This window comes from Photorhabdus heterorhabditis, from assembly GCF_001280945.1.
GTDB lineage: Bacteria > Pseudomonadota > Gammaproteobacteria > Enterobacterales > Enterobacteriaceae > Photorhabdus > Photorhabdus heterorhabditis.
The window spans coordinates 1-14,045 of the sequence record NZ_LJCS01000036.1 but is presented as its reverse complement, the minus strand read 5'-3'; the positions used below and the strand labels follow the sequence as shown (position 1 = coordinate 14,045).

Genomic DNA, 14,045 nt, shown 5'->3' with positions numbered 1-14,045 from the left:
TTGTCCTATGAGTTACTTCTGAGAGGTAGTAATAACAGGTTTCCAGCGTTTTTTATCTAGTTCGAAACCAGCACGTTGTTTTAGATCCCGAACTTTGTCACCGATCATCAATTTATTGTGGGAACCTGTAACAGACTGCAATTCTTCACTGATAACAGGCGAGGTGATCATACCTTGTTGAATCAGAGTCGAATAACGTAACATTCCGGTATAATCCCTGGTTAATCGGTTGAAGTTACTTTCCAATATGCGATCTGCACTTTCACGGCCAGCTTGCCAACCTTTTTGAATTGCTTCCCGCCATACTTTTTCCTCAGCTCTGTTTTGAGGTTTGATTTCTGAGGAAATATCAGAACTAACAGTTAACCCAGAGAGCAAATATTGACGCCAGGTTGGGGGATTACTGACAAAATGTTCTGGTACTAAAATATCGTAGACTTTATTAGCTGTTCGAATTTGCTTATCAGTAATGTGCGCCAAAGATTCTGATACCACTATGACTGGAGGTAACCAACCCTGTCGGTTTACTAATGGTGTAAATTCATAGAGATGATTGAGAGTATCGCTTTGGTTATTTAGCTCTTGTTGTAATTCCCAAGCTCGCTGAGCTTTTCCTCCTCTAAAACCAACTGTTTGACCGGCATCATTCAGTAATTGCCATAACGTGTCGTTTAGCCCGTGTTTGTCAATTGATTGAGGATATAGATATGCGTTTATATCTGGGGGCGATGTATTCATTGTCGCCCCAATAGTTGGCATGGTGACAAGTGCCAAGCACAGAGAGAGCGTTTTTAGTGTCATGCTAATGTTCCTTTTTTCAGCGGTAACATAAAGTAAAGACGCAACTCGGTGGAATGCTGTTCAAGTTTGGCTCTCCAATCGGTTTGGGTGCGAATGACACGTAATAAATCTTCAAAAGAAATGTCCTTTTCATGGACAGTAATGGGAAGTGGCAATCGAACGCCGGTATACGCGAATGTTAAACCGCGCTGATATGCCAGTTGGCTGAGAAGTTCAATAGCATCGCCATCCCAGTTTACGGTAATGCGTTGAGAATTAGAGATAATCTTTTTAGGAAATTGAGTGATAGACTTTTCTAATACTCCCTTCTGGTGTAGTTCCTGACGCAGTTCCTGTAATTGTTGGATTGAGGTTAGGGAAGAGGGCGGTTGATGTTGAGAAACCATTGGCTTTTGCTGACATCCAGCTAATATTACGGATAAAGTAATAAAAATAATCAGTCGTTTCATCATTGATGTATTCCTGTTTTACTGCATATGTAAGTAGAGGTTGGGACTGTTTCAGATAGAGATAGGATGGAAGAAGTAGCTTTTGGCAGATTATTTCCAGTAGCCAATAATTGTTAGTGTTGGTTGTTCTTGCCACCAACCCCATGTGTACCAAGTAAAATTATGTGCACCAGGCGATGTGATGAAAGTGAATGCACTGTACTGATTTTCCCCGCTACTGCTTGTATCAAATCCTTGTCCGAATACATTGACGCTATCTACATTTAATCCCATTCTTGGGCAGCAATTTCCATTCGCATGAACTTGCCCTGTTCCTCGAATTTGCACTGCTTTGGCGTTGGGGACGAATTTGTTTAAGTCAATATAGCCACTCGCAGGAATAGCAATGCTTACTGGGATGTAATCACTTCCGCCGCCATTGCTTTTCCATTCACCAGATTGGCAGGAAAGTAGAGCTCCCTTGTCATCTCGGCCAACTAACCCATTGGGGGAACAGGGTGTGTTGGCAACGGAAATTTTATCAAGCTGTAAAAATTCACCTGTTGAAATTCGCCCATCAGCTTTAACTTGACCACCAGTATAAATACCTTTGTTGTTCAGACTCCGAATCCAGTTGTTGTCGGACATGTAAAAACCGCCACCGTAAGTGCTGTTCATCCAACCCTTATTGTTTTGTGTAATTATCCATCCATTATTACTTCTAATATCGTTACTTACAGTTAGAGCATCATTGAAATTACCATTTTGAGCATTAATGTTTCTGCCGTTGTTAATGTCATTATTATTTAAATCAATTGACGTATGCATACGATTCAAATCAGGTCTTCCATTAACTTTGAAACGATAGAGACGATCACTTTCCTCTGCATCCGTACCTAGCACTTCGGAAGATAAGTAAGAGACAATATGGCCACTCTGACCTTTAAGACCGAAATCGGCTAAATTTACTTGCCAGCTTCCGCCTGCTCCATTAGCAATATTTGTGGGATAAATATAACCTCCGAGTCCGGTTATTCCTTGTGAGATAAAACGTAATCCTTTAAAAGAAATTTCATGACCATCGATGGTGATAACAAAAGCAACCATACTATCTTTTTTTGCCGGATTTCTGGCCACCGATAGGGTATAGGTTTGATTGTTATTATTTGTTAAGGAAAACCCAAGGGGCAGATATCCTTTGTCACGCAGAGTTTGACCTGATATTGACACGGATTTTCCGTTTTTGACTTGGTTAAGCAGCGTCGTGTAATTGTCTTTTATATATCGGCGACTACCTTGACTAACTGTACTGAGATGTTCTGCTGTCACATTCCAAGCTCGTTGATCTGTATAATCAGCATATTTTTGCATCCCTATCGGGGCTGCAATTAATACTATGGCTAAAACAAAAGCCAGAGAAACTAATGATAAGCCCCGATTGATGGGCGGTTTGACTGTATCAACTGTCATAAAACACCTTGTATGGTTTGCAGGGGAAAAAACGTAGCTAAGATAGCGAGAAGTGCGAACAACCAAGGGGCATAAGCCTGTGTATGCTTTTGAGTAATAAGGGCACCAGCAATAAACATGATAAAACCAATACCACATAACAGACTGGCAAGTTGCCATTGAACCCAAGCACAGAGCGCCGCAATCAAATGTACGTCACCTAAACCAAATCTTTCTTCGGGATGTTTCCGGTTAACGCAGTAATGAAACAAGCGCATGAGTGCAAATATGGCGCAACTGCTAATAACGGATTCCGTAAATTTAATAGTGTTATCTGGTAGTAGAGAAAATAATATCCCAGTCAACCAAAACCCAGTAGTAAAACGGAAAGGCAACCAGAAGTTACGTATATCAAGCAGGACTAATGGAACCCCCCAAGCTAATAATACAAAACATTTCACAGTCCCTATTGGATGCGCATCAAAAAATGCCTCTGTCATGAATAGTGAGGTGCTGGCTAGAGTGAAAGCAGTTATAACACCATTGATTTGTAGGCGTGTCAGAGGTAAACCGTGATGTGTATGTATAAACTGTTTGGCAGGGACAACCAGTATTAGTGCAAGTAACGCCATAAATAGCGGTACAGTAACCCAGAGAGAAGACAAAACCATCAAGTTAAGTGGCTCCTCCGTAAAGTTTTAGATAAATGGAATACACTTTGCGTGCGTAGATCATTCTCCTACTACCGTTATTATCAGCAAACCCCGCGTTGTAGGAACCTAAGCATTCCCAATTAACTCCGCATTTTTTAAGATGTTTAGCTAATATCCAAGCCCCAATCTGGACATTAAGGCAAGTATTATTGAGTAAATCCTGTTCATCATGAATGATGCCAAGTGTTTGCAGCTCAGATATATGTAATTCATTGATTTGCATCAGTCCGTAATCACGACTAGTGATACGACCTGTTTTGTCACGATTTTTTCCAATAGCTTGGGGGTTAAGATTACTTTCCACGGTGGCCATTGAACGTAGTAACAAAGGGTCTACTTTGTAGCGTGCTCCGGCTTCGTTAAAACAAAATGCTTGAGCATGTGTTGACATAAATAACAGTAGCGTTCCTACGAGCACAATGAGTGTCAGGAACCGTTGTAAAATACATAGCATGGTAACGCGCTCCGACGAAATGAGGCCGATAGCAGAAATACTATCGGCAATGTGGTTTAGGTATTACTGGTGAATATCAGCGTATTCTGACCAACAGAACCATTATCTGGGGTGCATTGAGCACCAACAGCATTTGCGGCAACTGGGCCGTTAGTGGTCTTTCCGTTCACTTGAGTGGTTACAATGGAAGGTGCAGCACTTAATTTAGTGGCAAGAGTAATGCATGCTTCCTGAGGAACAGACGCGTAGGTCAAAGAAAAACTGGATTTCTGTCCACCGGCTGAGGTCACAGGTTGGACAGTGACAGCCCCTCCCCACAAATTTTGTAATTTAGCAGTGCCAGATGATTTGGTTCCTACGATCGTCATATTAGCGGGAGCGCCGCCGAATTGGATGATGGCACCCGTCATTGCATCAGCAGAATTAAAATTGTATATCCCTGATGTTTTCGTCATTGCGCGGGTATTATTCAATAATTCAGCTGCATTGTTGTACTCGGTGCTGGCATCATTACGATTAAATAATCCCCCTCCTTGTGTGACAGCGACAGCTAATACAACCAGAGCCAAAACGATATAAATGGATGCTTCAAGAAGCGTGATAGCACCTTTATTTATGGCACGACGAGATGAACTAATAGATAGTTTCATATTATTTTATTTCCTTTACTTTATATGTAGAGATGAGATTGTTGGGCTAGTGATTTCCAATGAGGTTATTGAGATCTTGAGTTGCTAAAAGAATTAGAATCATGTAGCCAGCATTAGTACCTAATGCGATATTAGAGAGTAATTTGGCTGTTTTTTTGATTTTGGAAACAGTCTGTTTGAGCCAGACTCGTGCAAAATTCTCAATAATGTTTTCGGCATTATCACCGTCGGTAAGCAATGCTAATTTATCAATAGCGCGTGGTGAAGGAAATCCAAAACCTGCATTTCGTAATGCTATTCCGAGATGATCTCCCTGACTAACTTGATTTTGAGTGGCAGCTAAACGCTCAAATAACCACGGCGGTGCATGATTGCTTAATATATCTATGGCGTTTTGAGTCGTTACTTGCGCCCGCATTAGAGCACTAAAATTCAGTAAAAATCCTACACCCAATACATCCCGATAGACACTCCATGGCATAACCCGATCAAGGATATGCTTACGCACTTTGCCTGTTAAGTTAGGCATTGACCAAGCAACAAAGCCGACAATTAATATTATTAATACACCAAGTAAGAGGGCATTGTTAACGAAAAATTCAGAGATTGTGTTTAACCACCATAATGCTCCCCCCCAATTCTCTTTACTTGATAACATCTCCAAGCGTGGTAAGAAATAGACCGTCACCATTTTCATCATGGCGAATGTTGTTCCCAATAATAACATTGGGTAAGCAAGTGTGGATATAAGAGCAGATTTCATATCATCCATGCCTTGAACGACGGTGATTGCTCGATAGAGGGCCGCCGCAAGGTTACCATCTTGTGCGCCGGCACTTAGAATAGCGGCCTCTTGTCTGGGGATCCATTCGGATAGTCCTTGGTCAACAGATTTGCCTCGGCTAATTGCAGAAAGAGCATCTTCTAAACAAAAAACAATGGGAGGGTGTTTTCCTCCATAACTGAGGATCATTGCATTTAGTGCTTTTTCAACGGGCAAGTTATTCTCTAGAAGAAATGCAAGGTCTTCATAAAGAGTTAAACGGTCAGAGGTGGAGAATGTTTTTTGAGCCAACCATCGACTTAATCGATCATTAATATTGTTAATTGAGAACTTATCAGACTGTTTCCTTACACCAGACAGAAGATCCTTTAATGCTGAAAAATCAAATTTCATACTTCTTCCTTTGGTAGCAAAGTCAGGCTGTCTTCATCCAATGGGCTTATGTAATCAGCGTTGATAGGATCAACTAAACCTGCGTGGAGATATTTCCGCAAATGTTGACCTCGAGTGATACCACCAAGCTCATGTACCCAGTAACTGCGTGCAGCGAGTTTACCTTTGGTTCGGTAAATGCTCATAAACTTAGCATCAGGGCGAATGATTTCGGCTATAACCTTACGTCCAGTAACGCCTTTGTAGCAGTGTTCGCATCCTGACGGATTGTGAAAGAACAGCTTTTCTGTATGACAAAATCTCTCTAAGAGAGCCTTTTTTTCAGGTTCCAAAGCTTCTTTGACGTCTTGCCAGGATTTTTTGCAATTAGAACAAAGTAGTTGTACTAAACGTTGTGAGATTAGGCCAATCATCACTTGCGGATCAGCAATTTGTCCTATTGGAATATCCAATGTATCTGTCAATCTATCTAAAATACCGACAGAATCGTTAGCATGTAGAGTCGTCAGTACAAGATGGCCTGATTTAGCTGCGGCTAATCCTGATTGCACCGAATGAGAATCCCGAATTTCACCAACAATCATTGCATCAGGGTCTAGGCGTAATGATGCTGATATAGATCTAACCCAAGCTCGACTGACAGTCTCAGGATTGTTTTTATCGGCAATAATAGGTGTTTGGACAGCACCACGAATAAGACCTTCTGGGGGATCTTCTAACGTTAATAAACGTTTGCGATAATTAGTGAAACTAAGATAGATTTCACTGAATGTTCGTAGAGAGGTACTTTTACCCGACCCTGTAGGCCCAGAAAGAATGATCACGCCTTCTGGTGTAGAAAGCATTCGGCGAATTAGGGGTTGTTGTTCTGGTAAAAAGCCGAGTTCATCAAGTGTTGGAGGTGCTTTCCCTTCATCAGGTAGTAAACGCATGACCACATAAAGCCCGAATTCTGCAGGAGTATGCGCATAGCGGGCACCAAATAATTTTGCAGCTTGAAGAAATTCTTTACGTATACGAGCATCTTGTGGTCGGTTCGCATTGAAACTTTTTTCTGCAACATCACACATGGACATCACGATTGTTGATGCTAACGTTCTACCGTCTTCTATATCCAACTTATCGATTGTTTCTAGGTCACCATGGATGCGGAACTGCACTAGGGTGATATTATTTACACCAATTAGAAAATGGATATCACTGGCCCTTAGTTCCTTTGCCTTTCGAAAGTATTCAATAACTTTCGTCTGCGGGTTAGAGGCTTTTTCGTGCTTTACTGGTTGGTTTTGTTGAATTTCTTTTAGTTTATCAAGTTGAATTAGCTCGATTTGTAAATTTGGATAACTATTACATTGTTCCGCGAGTATTGATTGTAGTCGAGGGTTACCACGATGACTTTCTGATACGTAGATTATAGGTTGCTCCACATTAGACTTATCTAGGTAAAAGTGTTCCCCACTATATCCAATGGACATTATTGTTACCCCGCAAAAGAGAGAGAGGTCAATGACCTATTAGGTGCTGTTATTATGACTTCGTTGATGCTAATACGCTGAACAACGTAGTCAGTGCCCGGTATTCGGCTTCCCGCTCGGATAGTGACTTGATTGCCGTTACTCAAAGTAAGTAGTGCCGTGAAATCTTTTCCTCTACCAGTAATTTCAATCACTTGTGGTAATGCTGTGTCTTGAGCTGCACCCTTAATATCAGTTTGATTACTATCTTGAATCGGCGGAACAGGATTGAAGGGAAGATCAAACGAACGGTCATAACCATTTTTTTGTAGCTCGTTTAAAGCCTTGGCCCGAGCTAATTGGGCTTCATAAAGAACTGTCTCAGCTTGAATGGATTCAAGCTGTCCCAAGTTTAAGGCGCGTCCCGCTTCTGCCCGGTTGAATGTTGTTAAAGTTTGGGTTGATGTAGTTACGGGAGATTCTGTGGGTGCATCGATAATTGTTGATGAAGATGGTAGATCAATGACTGGTGTTGCAGTCACTGTTGGCGTTATCAGCACCATACTTAAAAGCCAGGTTTTAAGGCTCTGCATACAAAACTCCTTCGATGTTGTATTCCAATCTGTTGTTTTTAAGCAACGTCCTTATGCTCATTGCTCGAATCCCATTGCTATTGAAACGAGAAGGAGCAAACAATCGATCAGGGGGGATATCAGTGATAAATTCAAAATTGTAGGTGCGAAACCGAAACTGCAAATTACTGGCCGTATCTTGAGCTAGTGGAGTTGTGACGTTATTTTCACTTAGTCTTAGTTGTGCGTTAATACGTTGTGCATAGCTGGTTAGATTTTGTATCTGTTGATCTCCGGGTAATAAAGGTTCTGGGTATACCAGGGGAACAAGAGTAAATGGAAGGGCGAATGATGCTAAATTTGCTCCACCAAGTATGTTGAAAGTTGGTTTTATTGCGCCATAGAACAACGGCAAACGGGCAGTAAGATCACCTATTGTACCTCCATTTGGCAATGAATAATTCAGTGTGATGTTTCCCGAATTGTCACAGCTGCTTGAGTCGAAAATCCATCCTGCTATAGATATAGGGGCTTTTTTCCAAACCTTGCTACAGGCTTCCATCATGTCAGGAAATGAAGGAAGCGAGCTCCATGGTTTCAGATTGTCGGCTATTTCCTGTTGGTTTTCTTTGCTGGCCTGCTGTGCTAATAGAGCAGCTTGAGCTGCTTCAATGCGCATCTGTGATTGATGAGTTTGCCAAGCATTATTAGCTAAGTACCCCCCACATAAAATGATGGTTGCACTTCCCAAAATCCACAATGATTGCTGGTTATGTGTTTTATAAAGACGAGCCCGACGAAGATTTACCCTATTGGTGAGCAGTGGAAGCAGTTCTAATCCTTCTGTTGGAATATCGTTGAAGAAGTTAGCTGGCGCATATATTTCCCATCCATTATCAGGTGTTGGGGTTACTTGTAGAAATGTTTTTACTGCTGTCAGAATCGAGCTTTTGTTACCGACTACATCACCAAATGGAGAGAGTATTTTATCAATGACTGCGATAAACCAATATTGTTCATCAGAAAGCTGAAAAACAGCGTAGCAATCTTGTGGCAAAGCTGGGAGAACTGCAAGAGCCATTGATGCAAGGATATGGTTACTTCGTTTTATTGTTTGTGTATCAGTGACATTCACTGTACCCAATAGTGTTCCTTGTGCTTGGCCATCTCCTGCGGTTAGTGCTGTCCAATAATTAGTTTTTTTCTCTTTAGCACGTAGGCGCATGTTCCTCCGTCCGCGTATAGATAAATACTGCCATTGTAGACCAGCAATCAACCAAGCATTGTCCGTTTGTAACAGGTGATATTTTGGCATGGTTTTTTGAGTCATGTTTTATCCCAAAATAACTGGTGTAATGAGGATGACTAGCATTGTTTTGTTGTTTTCACCTTTGGCTCCACCGCCAAGTCCAAAGAAGCGGAAACTTCCTACCCCTTGGCGATTAGCTGTGTTGCTTAGTGATTGATAACCGCTTAACACTAATGTCTGACCTGATTGCATGATGACGCGTTGAGTAAAGGTTTTGAGTCGAGTTCTCATCAGTTCTACCGAAGTTTTTTCACTGGTAAACGTTCGCATCGTTGGATCATCAGACATGTTGATGGCAAATTGCAGCTGCATTTTTGATGAATCAGGCATCAAGAATGGCAATACTGTCATGTTGAATCCAGTGGTAATAGTTGATTTGGTAATGCTACTGGATGATCCAACGTTGGCGGTATTCTCAGTGGTAACATTTGAGGCATAGTCTTGTTGTAACGCAACTTGAATAGGTACTGCTGACAAGTTTGTTGTCATGCTTGAGGCTTCGGTCATTACGCTGACGTTGGCTTGTTCTGAAAGTGCTTTAATAAATGCTTTTGAGCCTGCACCCTTACCGTCCAGAATTGAGATGCCGCCATTTAAAGCATCAGAGGCGGCCCCAGTAAAAGCATTGCTCAAGGACATCCCGACACTGCTAGTATTAAGTACAGTTTTCCAATCTATGCCTAACTGATCTTGTTGGCGTTTTTCCACGCTATATACTTGGACGTTTAAAACAACTTGTCGGTTTAATTGCTTATTGCGGTCATCCAAATAATGGCCAATTTGTTCAAGTACCCTAGGAGTGTCTGTGACTACAAGTACTCCAGCAGACATATTCATTCGGCCGACACGTGGTGTTAACATCGATTTGATCGTGTTGGTGACGTCTTCATATAGACTGGATTTAATTTCCATCTCTGTAGATTGAGATGTATTTGAATCACCACTTAGCCCACTGCTGCTACCATCACCGGTGGCTCCTAGCGATGATGTTGTGCCACTGACGGTTTTAGAACCAAAGGCTGCTTTACTGTCCATAAAATTTACCGGGAATGTGCGTGTATCTAGGTAAAAAATAGCAATTCGGCCTTGTTCATAACGCCAAGACAAACCAAATCGAGTTGTTACATTGTCTAACATTCCCCCCAATTCACCTTGCCAGAATAAACCACGAAGAGAGGAGGAATGGGGTGCAGCCTGTACAGGTTGAGGAGTTTCACCGCCCATTATTGAGAGGGGCAACATTCCATTTTGGTCAGGGGCTGGTATTGGACCATTAATTCGTTCAGTTTTACCACCGTTTGACGGTGCAAGCATGGCCTTTGCATCAGGTGTCACTATCACCGATAGACGACATTGTTTGCTAATAAAGGCACTGACTTCAGCCAAGGTAATGTTGCCTGGACGATTGATTGCCACAGCACAAGGCGGGAGCGGTGTATTGCTGTCAGATTGTGTGTTTATAGGATAAGGATTAATCCACTGTGTGGTCAGGTTACGAACGACTGAGCCGTTTTTTATTGTCTGTAAATTTTTGTCAGCTTGTTTTTCGTCTGACATTACTTTGTCATCAATTTTGTCTATACGCTCTAATGGCGCACAACCGGACAACAGCAGACACAGAGCTGCCGCTATCCCTGTCAAGGGAATTCGATTTTTCATAGGAGTCTCTTGGATAAGAATGAAGGAAGTAGGGGGAAGACACGAAGTCAGTTGAGGTATACTAAACTACCGTCGGTAATGCTAGCAGGGACAGTGATTTGCATATCATTACCCGAGCTATCGATTAAACGGCGACCAATGACCTTGCCAACTAGTGCTGAATTATGTGTTTGAGACTGTAAGGCCGACATTAAACCTGGTTGATTGTCTTGATACACAAATACACGGTTGGCTTGTAAAATATTGTGTAATCCTGGGACGGTTACCCAACCGAGAGTACTATCGGGAATAGCCCCCTCTGTTTGCACGGGATTTTTGTAACGCCAGTCATTGATTTCATTAATGTAACGTACCGTTTGGATTGCACGTTGGTTAAGATTGCTCTCTTGTCGTTGGGTCTCTATCGGAATGTTGCTAGAGATGTCCCCTATAACGAGAAAACCAATAAAGAATGACAACAACCAATAGAACATTAATGGATCTCCTTATCATCCACGCTAAGCACACACTGCTTACTGCGAATACCTGCATATAGCGGAACTTTAGCCGTACCATATAACGTGAACAGGTTATTGAGTGCGTCATGGTAGCTACCTTCAAATTGGAGAGGAGCATCAATGCGGTAGTTGATTGGAGTCATCCACGCTACCGTCCAATTATTTATGCCTGGTGTGGCACATTTTTCGCTGGCAGACCAATTGAATATTGTATCTTTTAAGGTATTACCTGCTTTGATACGCCATATTTTTTTATGGATGATAGGTTTAGGCACGATGACGGTTGCTGTCGTCTTTTCTATGCCGGAAACTGCCTGAGTAGACTTCTGATCAAATGAATCACGGTTTGTTACTAGTGCTTTTACCTTTGGTGTAGCTGCCGCCAATATAGATGGTTTGGATATCGACACGCGTTGATTTGTCCAGTCTATTGTGGCAATCAATCCTTCTTTCAGCATTAGTTGATTGAGTACATAAGGCCATTGGACATTACTTTTCCATTGTAATGGTATTAGCCTGAATACTTCTGGTTTGAGGTTTTGCTTATAAGTTTGTTGCCATTGTACAGGAAGTATCTGTGTAACAGCTTGGCGAAGCGTTTGAGATTTACCAGCGCTAGCTGGCATCAGTAGGTTCGGGTGTTTACCAATATAACGAATAGCCTGTAATTCAAAGGCTGGTTGTTGTGTCAATGAAGAAGAATTCAATATATACGGAATGTTTTTTGTCTTTTGATTGACTGGTAAAACAATTGATGAAGGTTTGTTAAGTTTCACGCGGCTGACTTGAGCGAGTTCGGCATGTGCCTGTTCTATTATTGGCAACTGATCCTGAATTAGAGTCGTGACAAACTTGTGTGCAGGAACAGTGGAAGAAGTTTGAACTGTTATAGCACATCCACTCAACATCACCGGCGCTAAGGAGACGGTGATGAATTTTTTCATTTGTTTTTTTTTCTGCTTATAGGGTGCCGCCCGCGTCGGGATGTATTGGCACTATCAAGTACTTTTTGAGCCAGTACAGTGCTGTCTATAGTTGGTAATAATCCGATTACAGCTTCAAGTATATTACGGCAAGAAACAGGACGGTTCAGAATAAGTGTTAAATTAACGGCTTGTTCGTTAAGAAGTTGGTCGTGTTTAGCACTCAAGGAATAGTTCTTTGACTGTGATTGTCGTTGAATCATTAAAATCACCTCGGTTACGCAGTTGCGTAAGTATTAAAATATTCCCCAGAGAATTGGGAGGTTATGGAGTCAGTGTTCGCTGACAGTTTATAGGGTTACTGGAAAGTGGGATATTTGCGTGAGTGACATACTGCCACTTTGACTAGATTTAACTTGTTCGCTAGAAAACAGAGTAATACTGAATTTTGTATTTTTTATTTTGTAAATAGGTAATCTTTCTTGACCGTTAACGTAACGCCTCTGCAAATGCGAAAAACATCGCACTGCGGGTTACTCCATTATTTTCTTCAACTAGAGATTGGATTTGCATTCTCTGTTGATTGTTCAATGGTCTTATATTTTTCCCCCAACTACGTTTACCTGGATGCTTAGCACTAAACGTTTGAACACAAACAGGTAACTGCATGATCTCATCCACGACGGAATCACGGATAGGGGTTATTTCACCAGCGAAACGAACCAAATTGCTTATTCCTGGGCAGAGTTCAATTTTTGAAGTGTGATGTACCTCAGGATCAAAGAAAATAAAGAGATAGCCTGGGAAAAGTTGTTCCATTACTTGTCGGAATTGGCCTGGTCTATCCGGTCGTGGGCGACAACTGCGGATTATAGGGCTAAACGCCATTATATTCATCCTTTCCAGAGTTATCTGGGCCTTGAATATGTTGTCTTTACCAGCTTTATGGCAAGCGAGATACCAGCGTTCCATGATGTTCCCCGATGATGAATTGATGAACTACAGAAGAATAATAAAGCACAGTATGGGGGTAAGCTCCGCCAAAATCGTACCCAAAGGATACAACTGGAAAATACTTAATGTAGAGGAGATAAATATAAGTTTCTCCTTCAATGATGACTGCGCTTTAGCCTGGATTGCACCCGACAATTGAACACAGAATCCCCAATACATAGTCCACCTAGCGAAAAATATCAGGTGCAGTCCAGGCTAGAGAGATTAGACACTGTTTTCAGGGGTAGAAATTAAAGTATTTACTATCCGAGTCAACGTGTGTTTATATATTCTATAATAGTATTTTTAATTTAATGTGTTGTAAAATAGTTTATTTCGATCATATATTCTGTAAACTTTATGTAAATTAGTGATAAAAATCTGTTTAAGGCAATTTTAAAATTGAAAGATCTTTAAAAAATCACTTTTACAGATCAATTGATCGTTAAAAGTAAAAATACAGAATAATTAGCTTATGTTAATTTTGGTTTGTTTGGTTGTTTTGTATGCTACTTTAACCTGAGATTTGCTTAAGAAGGGAACTAAAGTGCCTGAAAGACCAGCGGGAGCATTTAAACCGTAATTTCCTGCATGGAATCTAAGAATGCTTTGGTGCCGGCAACCAACGGTACAATGTTGGTATAGAAACACCGAGATCTTTAGCTACATCTCAGGGAGGGATACCGCTGGCCAATAATTTTTTAGCCGATTCAATTTTACTGCTGGTCATTTTGGGTTTTCGCCCACCTTTACGGCCGAGTTGCTTTGCTGCATCAAGTCCGACTCGGTACGTTCGATAATCAACTCTCGCTCCATCTCTACGAGGCTGGGAGACCATAAAAATCTATGGTCGCCCTCGTTTTTGCAACACTCATTTTGATGAATTTTGGGCTTGCTTAAATCTATCCGGCGTCACTATAGGCAAGGAACCTGCGCCTCGATGAGTTCCGCGCCTGATGAACCTTA

General features: G+C 41.5%; 15 protein-coding genes and 1 pseudogene. All 16 read right to left on the bottom strand.

The features are described from left to right. Positions 1-12: 12 nt before the first annotated feature. Complete coding sequence (locus AM629_RS13105) at positions 13-801, bottom strand: type IV secretory system conjugative DNA transfer family protein (protein ID WP_054479623.1); 789 nt, start codon at positions 799-801, stop codon at positions 13-15. Then, on the bottom strand, positions 798-1,253 hold the full coding sequence (locus tag AM629_RS13100) for a DotD/TraH family lipoprotein (RefSeq protein ID WP_083451927.1): 456 nt from the start codon (positions 1,251-1,253) through the stop codon (positions 798-800). Before AM629_RS13100 ends, AM629_RS13105 begins: the two co-directional genes overlap by 4 nt. Positions 1,254-1,340: 87 nt before the next feature. Further along, the gene (gene pilV, locus AM629_RS13095) at positions 1,341-2,699 is read right to left on the bottom strand and encodes a shufflon system plasmid conjugative transfer pilus tip adhesin PilV (protein WP_054479622.1); all 1,359 of its coding nucleotides are present in this window, start codon (positions 2,697-2,699) and stop codon (positions 1,341-1,343) included. Beyond that, positions 2,696-3,349 carry a prepilin peptidase gene (locus AM629_RS13090; RefSeq protein ID WP_054479620.1) on the bottom strand — a complete coding sequence of 218 codons (654 nt, stop codon included), beginning with the start codon at positions 3,347-3,349 and terminating at the stop codon, positions 2,696-2,698. Before AM629_RS13090 ends, pilV begins: the two co-directional genes overlap by 4 nt. 4 nt (positions 3,350-3,353) lie before the next feature. Next, a complete protein-coding gene (locus AM629_RS13085; RefSeq protein ID WP_054479619.1) occupies positions 3,354-3,845 on the bottom strand; it encodes a lytic transglycosylase domain-containing protein in 492 nt (163 codons plus the stop codon). A 56-nt stretch (positions 3,846-3,901) separates the two neighbouring features. Next, positions 3,902-4,495, bottom strand: a complete 594-nt coding sequence (locus AM629_RS13080) for a type 4 pilus major pilin (protein WP_054479617.1) — start codon at positions 4,493-4,495, stop codon at positions 3,902-3,904. Between the two features lie 46 nt (positions 4,496-4,541). Beyond that, on the bottom strand, positions 4,542-5,672 hold the full coding sequence (locus tag AM629_RS13075; RefSeq protein WP_083451926.1) for a type II secretion system F family protein: 1,131 nt from the start codon (positions 5,670-5,672) through the stop codon (positions 4,542-4,544). Further along, a complete protein-coding gene (locus AM629_RS13070) occupies positions 5,669-7,147 on the bottom strand; it encodes a GspE/PulE family protein (RefSeq protein WP_054479615.1) in 1,479 nt (492 codons plus the stop codon). Before AM629_RS13070 ends, AM629_RS13075 begins: the two co-directional genes overlap by 4 nt. Before the next feature lie 5 nt (positions 7,148-7,152). After that, a complete protein-coding gene (pilP, locus tag AM629_RS13065; protein WP_054479613.1) occupies positions 7,153-7,719 on the bottom strand; it encodes a type IV pilus biogenesis protein PilP in 567 nt (188 codons plus the stop codon). Next, on the bottom strand, positions 7,706-9,028 hold the full coding sequence (gene pilO2, locus AM629_RS13060; protein ID WP_054479610.1) for a type 4b pilus protein PilO2: 1,323 nt from the start codon (positions 9,026-9,028) through the stop codon (positions 7,706-7,708). Before pilO2 ends, pilP begins: the two co-directional genes overlap by 14 nt. 3 nt (positions 9,029-9,031) lie before the next feature. After that, the gene (gene pilN, locus AM629_RS13055) at positions 9,032-10,666 is read right to left on the bottom strand and encodes a PilN family type IVB pilus formation outer membrane protein (RefSeq protein ID WP_054479608.1); all 1,635 of its coding nucleotides are present in this window, start codon (positions 10,664-10,666) and stop codon (positions 9,032-9,034) included. 47 nt (positions 10,667-10,713) lie between these two features. Further along, positions 10,714-11,139, bottom strand: coding sequence for a type IV pilus biogenesis protein PilM (gene pilM / locus AM629_RS13050; protein WP_054479606.1), 426 nt, complete (start codon positions 11,137-11,139; stop codon positions 10,714-10,716). Next, positions 11,139-12,107: a TcpQ domain-containing protein gene (locus AM629_RS13045; protein ID WP_054479604.1), complete on the bottom strand. Its 969-nt coding sequence runs from the start codon at positions 12,105-12,107 to the stop codon at positions 11,139-11,141. Before AM629_RS13045 ends, pilM begins: the two co-directional genes overlap by 1 nt. Next, positions 12,104-12,349: a hypothetical protein gene (locus tag AM629_RS24640; protein ID WP_054479602.1), complete on the bottom strand. Its 246-nt coding sequence runs from the start codon at positions 12,347-12,349 to the stop codon at positions 12,104-12,106. Before AM629_RS24640 ends, AM629_RS13045 begins: the two co-directional genes overlap by 4 nt. A gap of 226 nt (positions 12,350-12,575) precedes the next feature. After that, positions 12,576-13,058 (bottom strand): transcription termination/antitermination NusG family protein, encoded by a 483-nt coding sequence (locus tag AM629_RS13035; RefSeq protein WP_054479600.1) that lies wholly within the window; start codon positions 13,056-13,058, stop codon positions 12,576-12,578. Between the two features lie 619 nt (positions 13,059-13,677). Beyond that, positions 13,678-13,907 (bottom strand): annotated as a pseudogene (locus AM629_RS22260) (helix-turn-helix domain-containing protein); the annotation flags it as partial. Positions 13,908-14,045: the final 138 nt, after the last annotated feature.

What these genes read in the sequence shown, in the direction of transcription:
- pilV (WP_054479622.1), bottom strand. Translation starts at nt 2,699, where the DNA reads ATGACAGTTGATACAGTCAAACCGCCCATCAATCGGGGCTTATCATTA.
- pilN (WP_054479608.1), bottom strand. Translation starts at nt 10,666, where the DNA reads ATGAAAAATCGAATTCCCTTGACAGGGATAGCGGCAGCTCTGTGTCTG.
- AM629_RS13075 (WP_083451926.1), bottom strand. Translation starts at nt 5,672, where the DNA reads ATGAAATTTGATTTTTCAGCATTAAAGGATCTTCTGTCTGGTGTAAGG.
- AM629_RS13100 (WP_083451927.1), bottom strand. Translation starts at nt 1,253, where the DNA reads ATGATGAAACGACTGATTATTTTTATTACTTTATCCGTAATATTAGCT.
- AM629_RS24640 (WP_054479602.1), bottom strand. Translation starts at nt 12,349, where the DNA reads ATGATTCAACGACAATCACAGTCAAAGAACTATTCCTTGAGTGCTAAA.
- AM629_RS13045 (WP_054479604.1), bottom strand. Translation starts at nt 12,107, where the DNA reads ATGAAAAAATTCATCACCGTCTCCTTAGCGCCGGTGATGTTGAGTGGA.
- AM629_RS13105 (WP_054479623.1), bottom strand. Translation starts at nt 801, where the DNA reads ATGACACTAAAAACGCTCTCTCTGTGCTTGGCACTTGTCACCATGCCA.
- AM629_RS13080 (WP_054479617.1), bottom strand. Translation starts at nt 4,495, where the DNA reads ATGAAACTATCTATTAGTTCATCTCGTCGTGCCATAAATAAAGGTGCT.
- pilO2 (WP_054479610.1), bottom strand. Translation starts at nt 9,028, where the DNA reads ATGACTCAAAAAACCATGCCAAAATATCACCTGTTACAAACGGACAAT.
- AM629_RS13035 (WP_054479600.1), bottom strand. Translation starts at nt 13,058, where the DNA reads ATGGAACGCTGGTATCTCGCTTGCCATAAAGCTGGTAAAGACAACATA.
- AM629_RS13085 (WP_054479619.1), bottom strand. Translation starts at nt 3,845, where the DNA reads ATGCTATGTATTTTACAACGGTTCCTGACACTCATTGTGCTCGTAGGA.
- pilM (WP_054479606.1), bottom strand. Translation starts at nt 11,139, where the DNA reads ATGTTCTATTGGTTGTTGTCATTCTTTATTGGTTTTCTCGTTATAGGG.
- AM629_RS13070 (WP_054479615.1), bottom strand. Translation starts at nt 7,147, where the DNA reads ATGTCCATTGGATATAGTGGGGAACACTTTTACCTAGATAAGTCTAAT.
- pilP (WP_054479613.1), bottom strand. Translation starts at nt 7,719, where the DNA reads ATGCAGAGCCTTAAAACCTGGCTTTTAAGTATGGTGCTGATAACGCCA.
- AM629_RS13090 (WP_054479620.1), bottom strand. Translation starts at nt 3,349, where the DNA reads ATGGTTTTGTCTTCTCTCTGGGTTACTGTACCGCTATTTATGGCGTTA.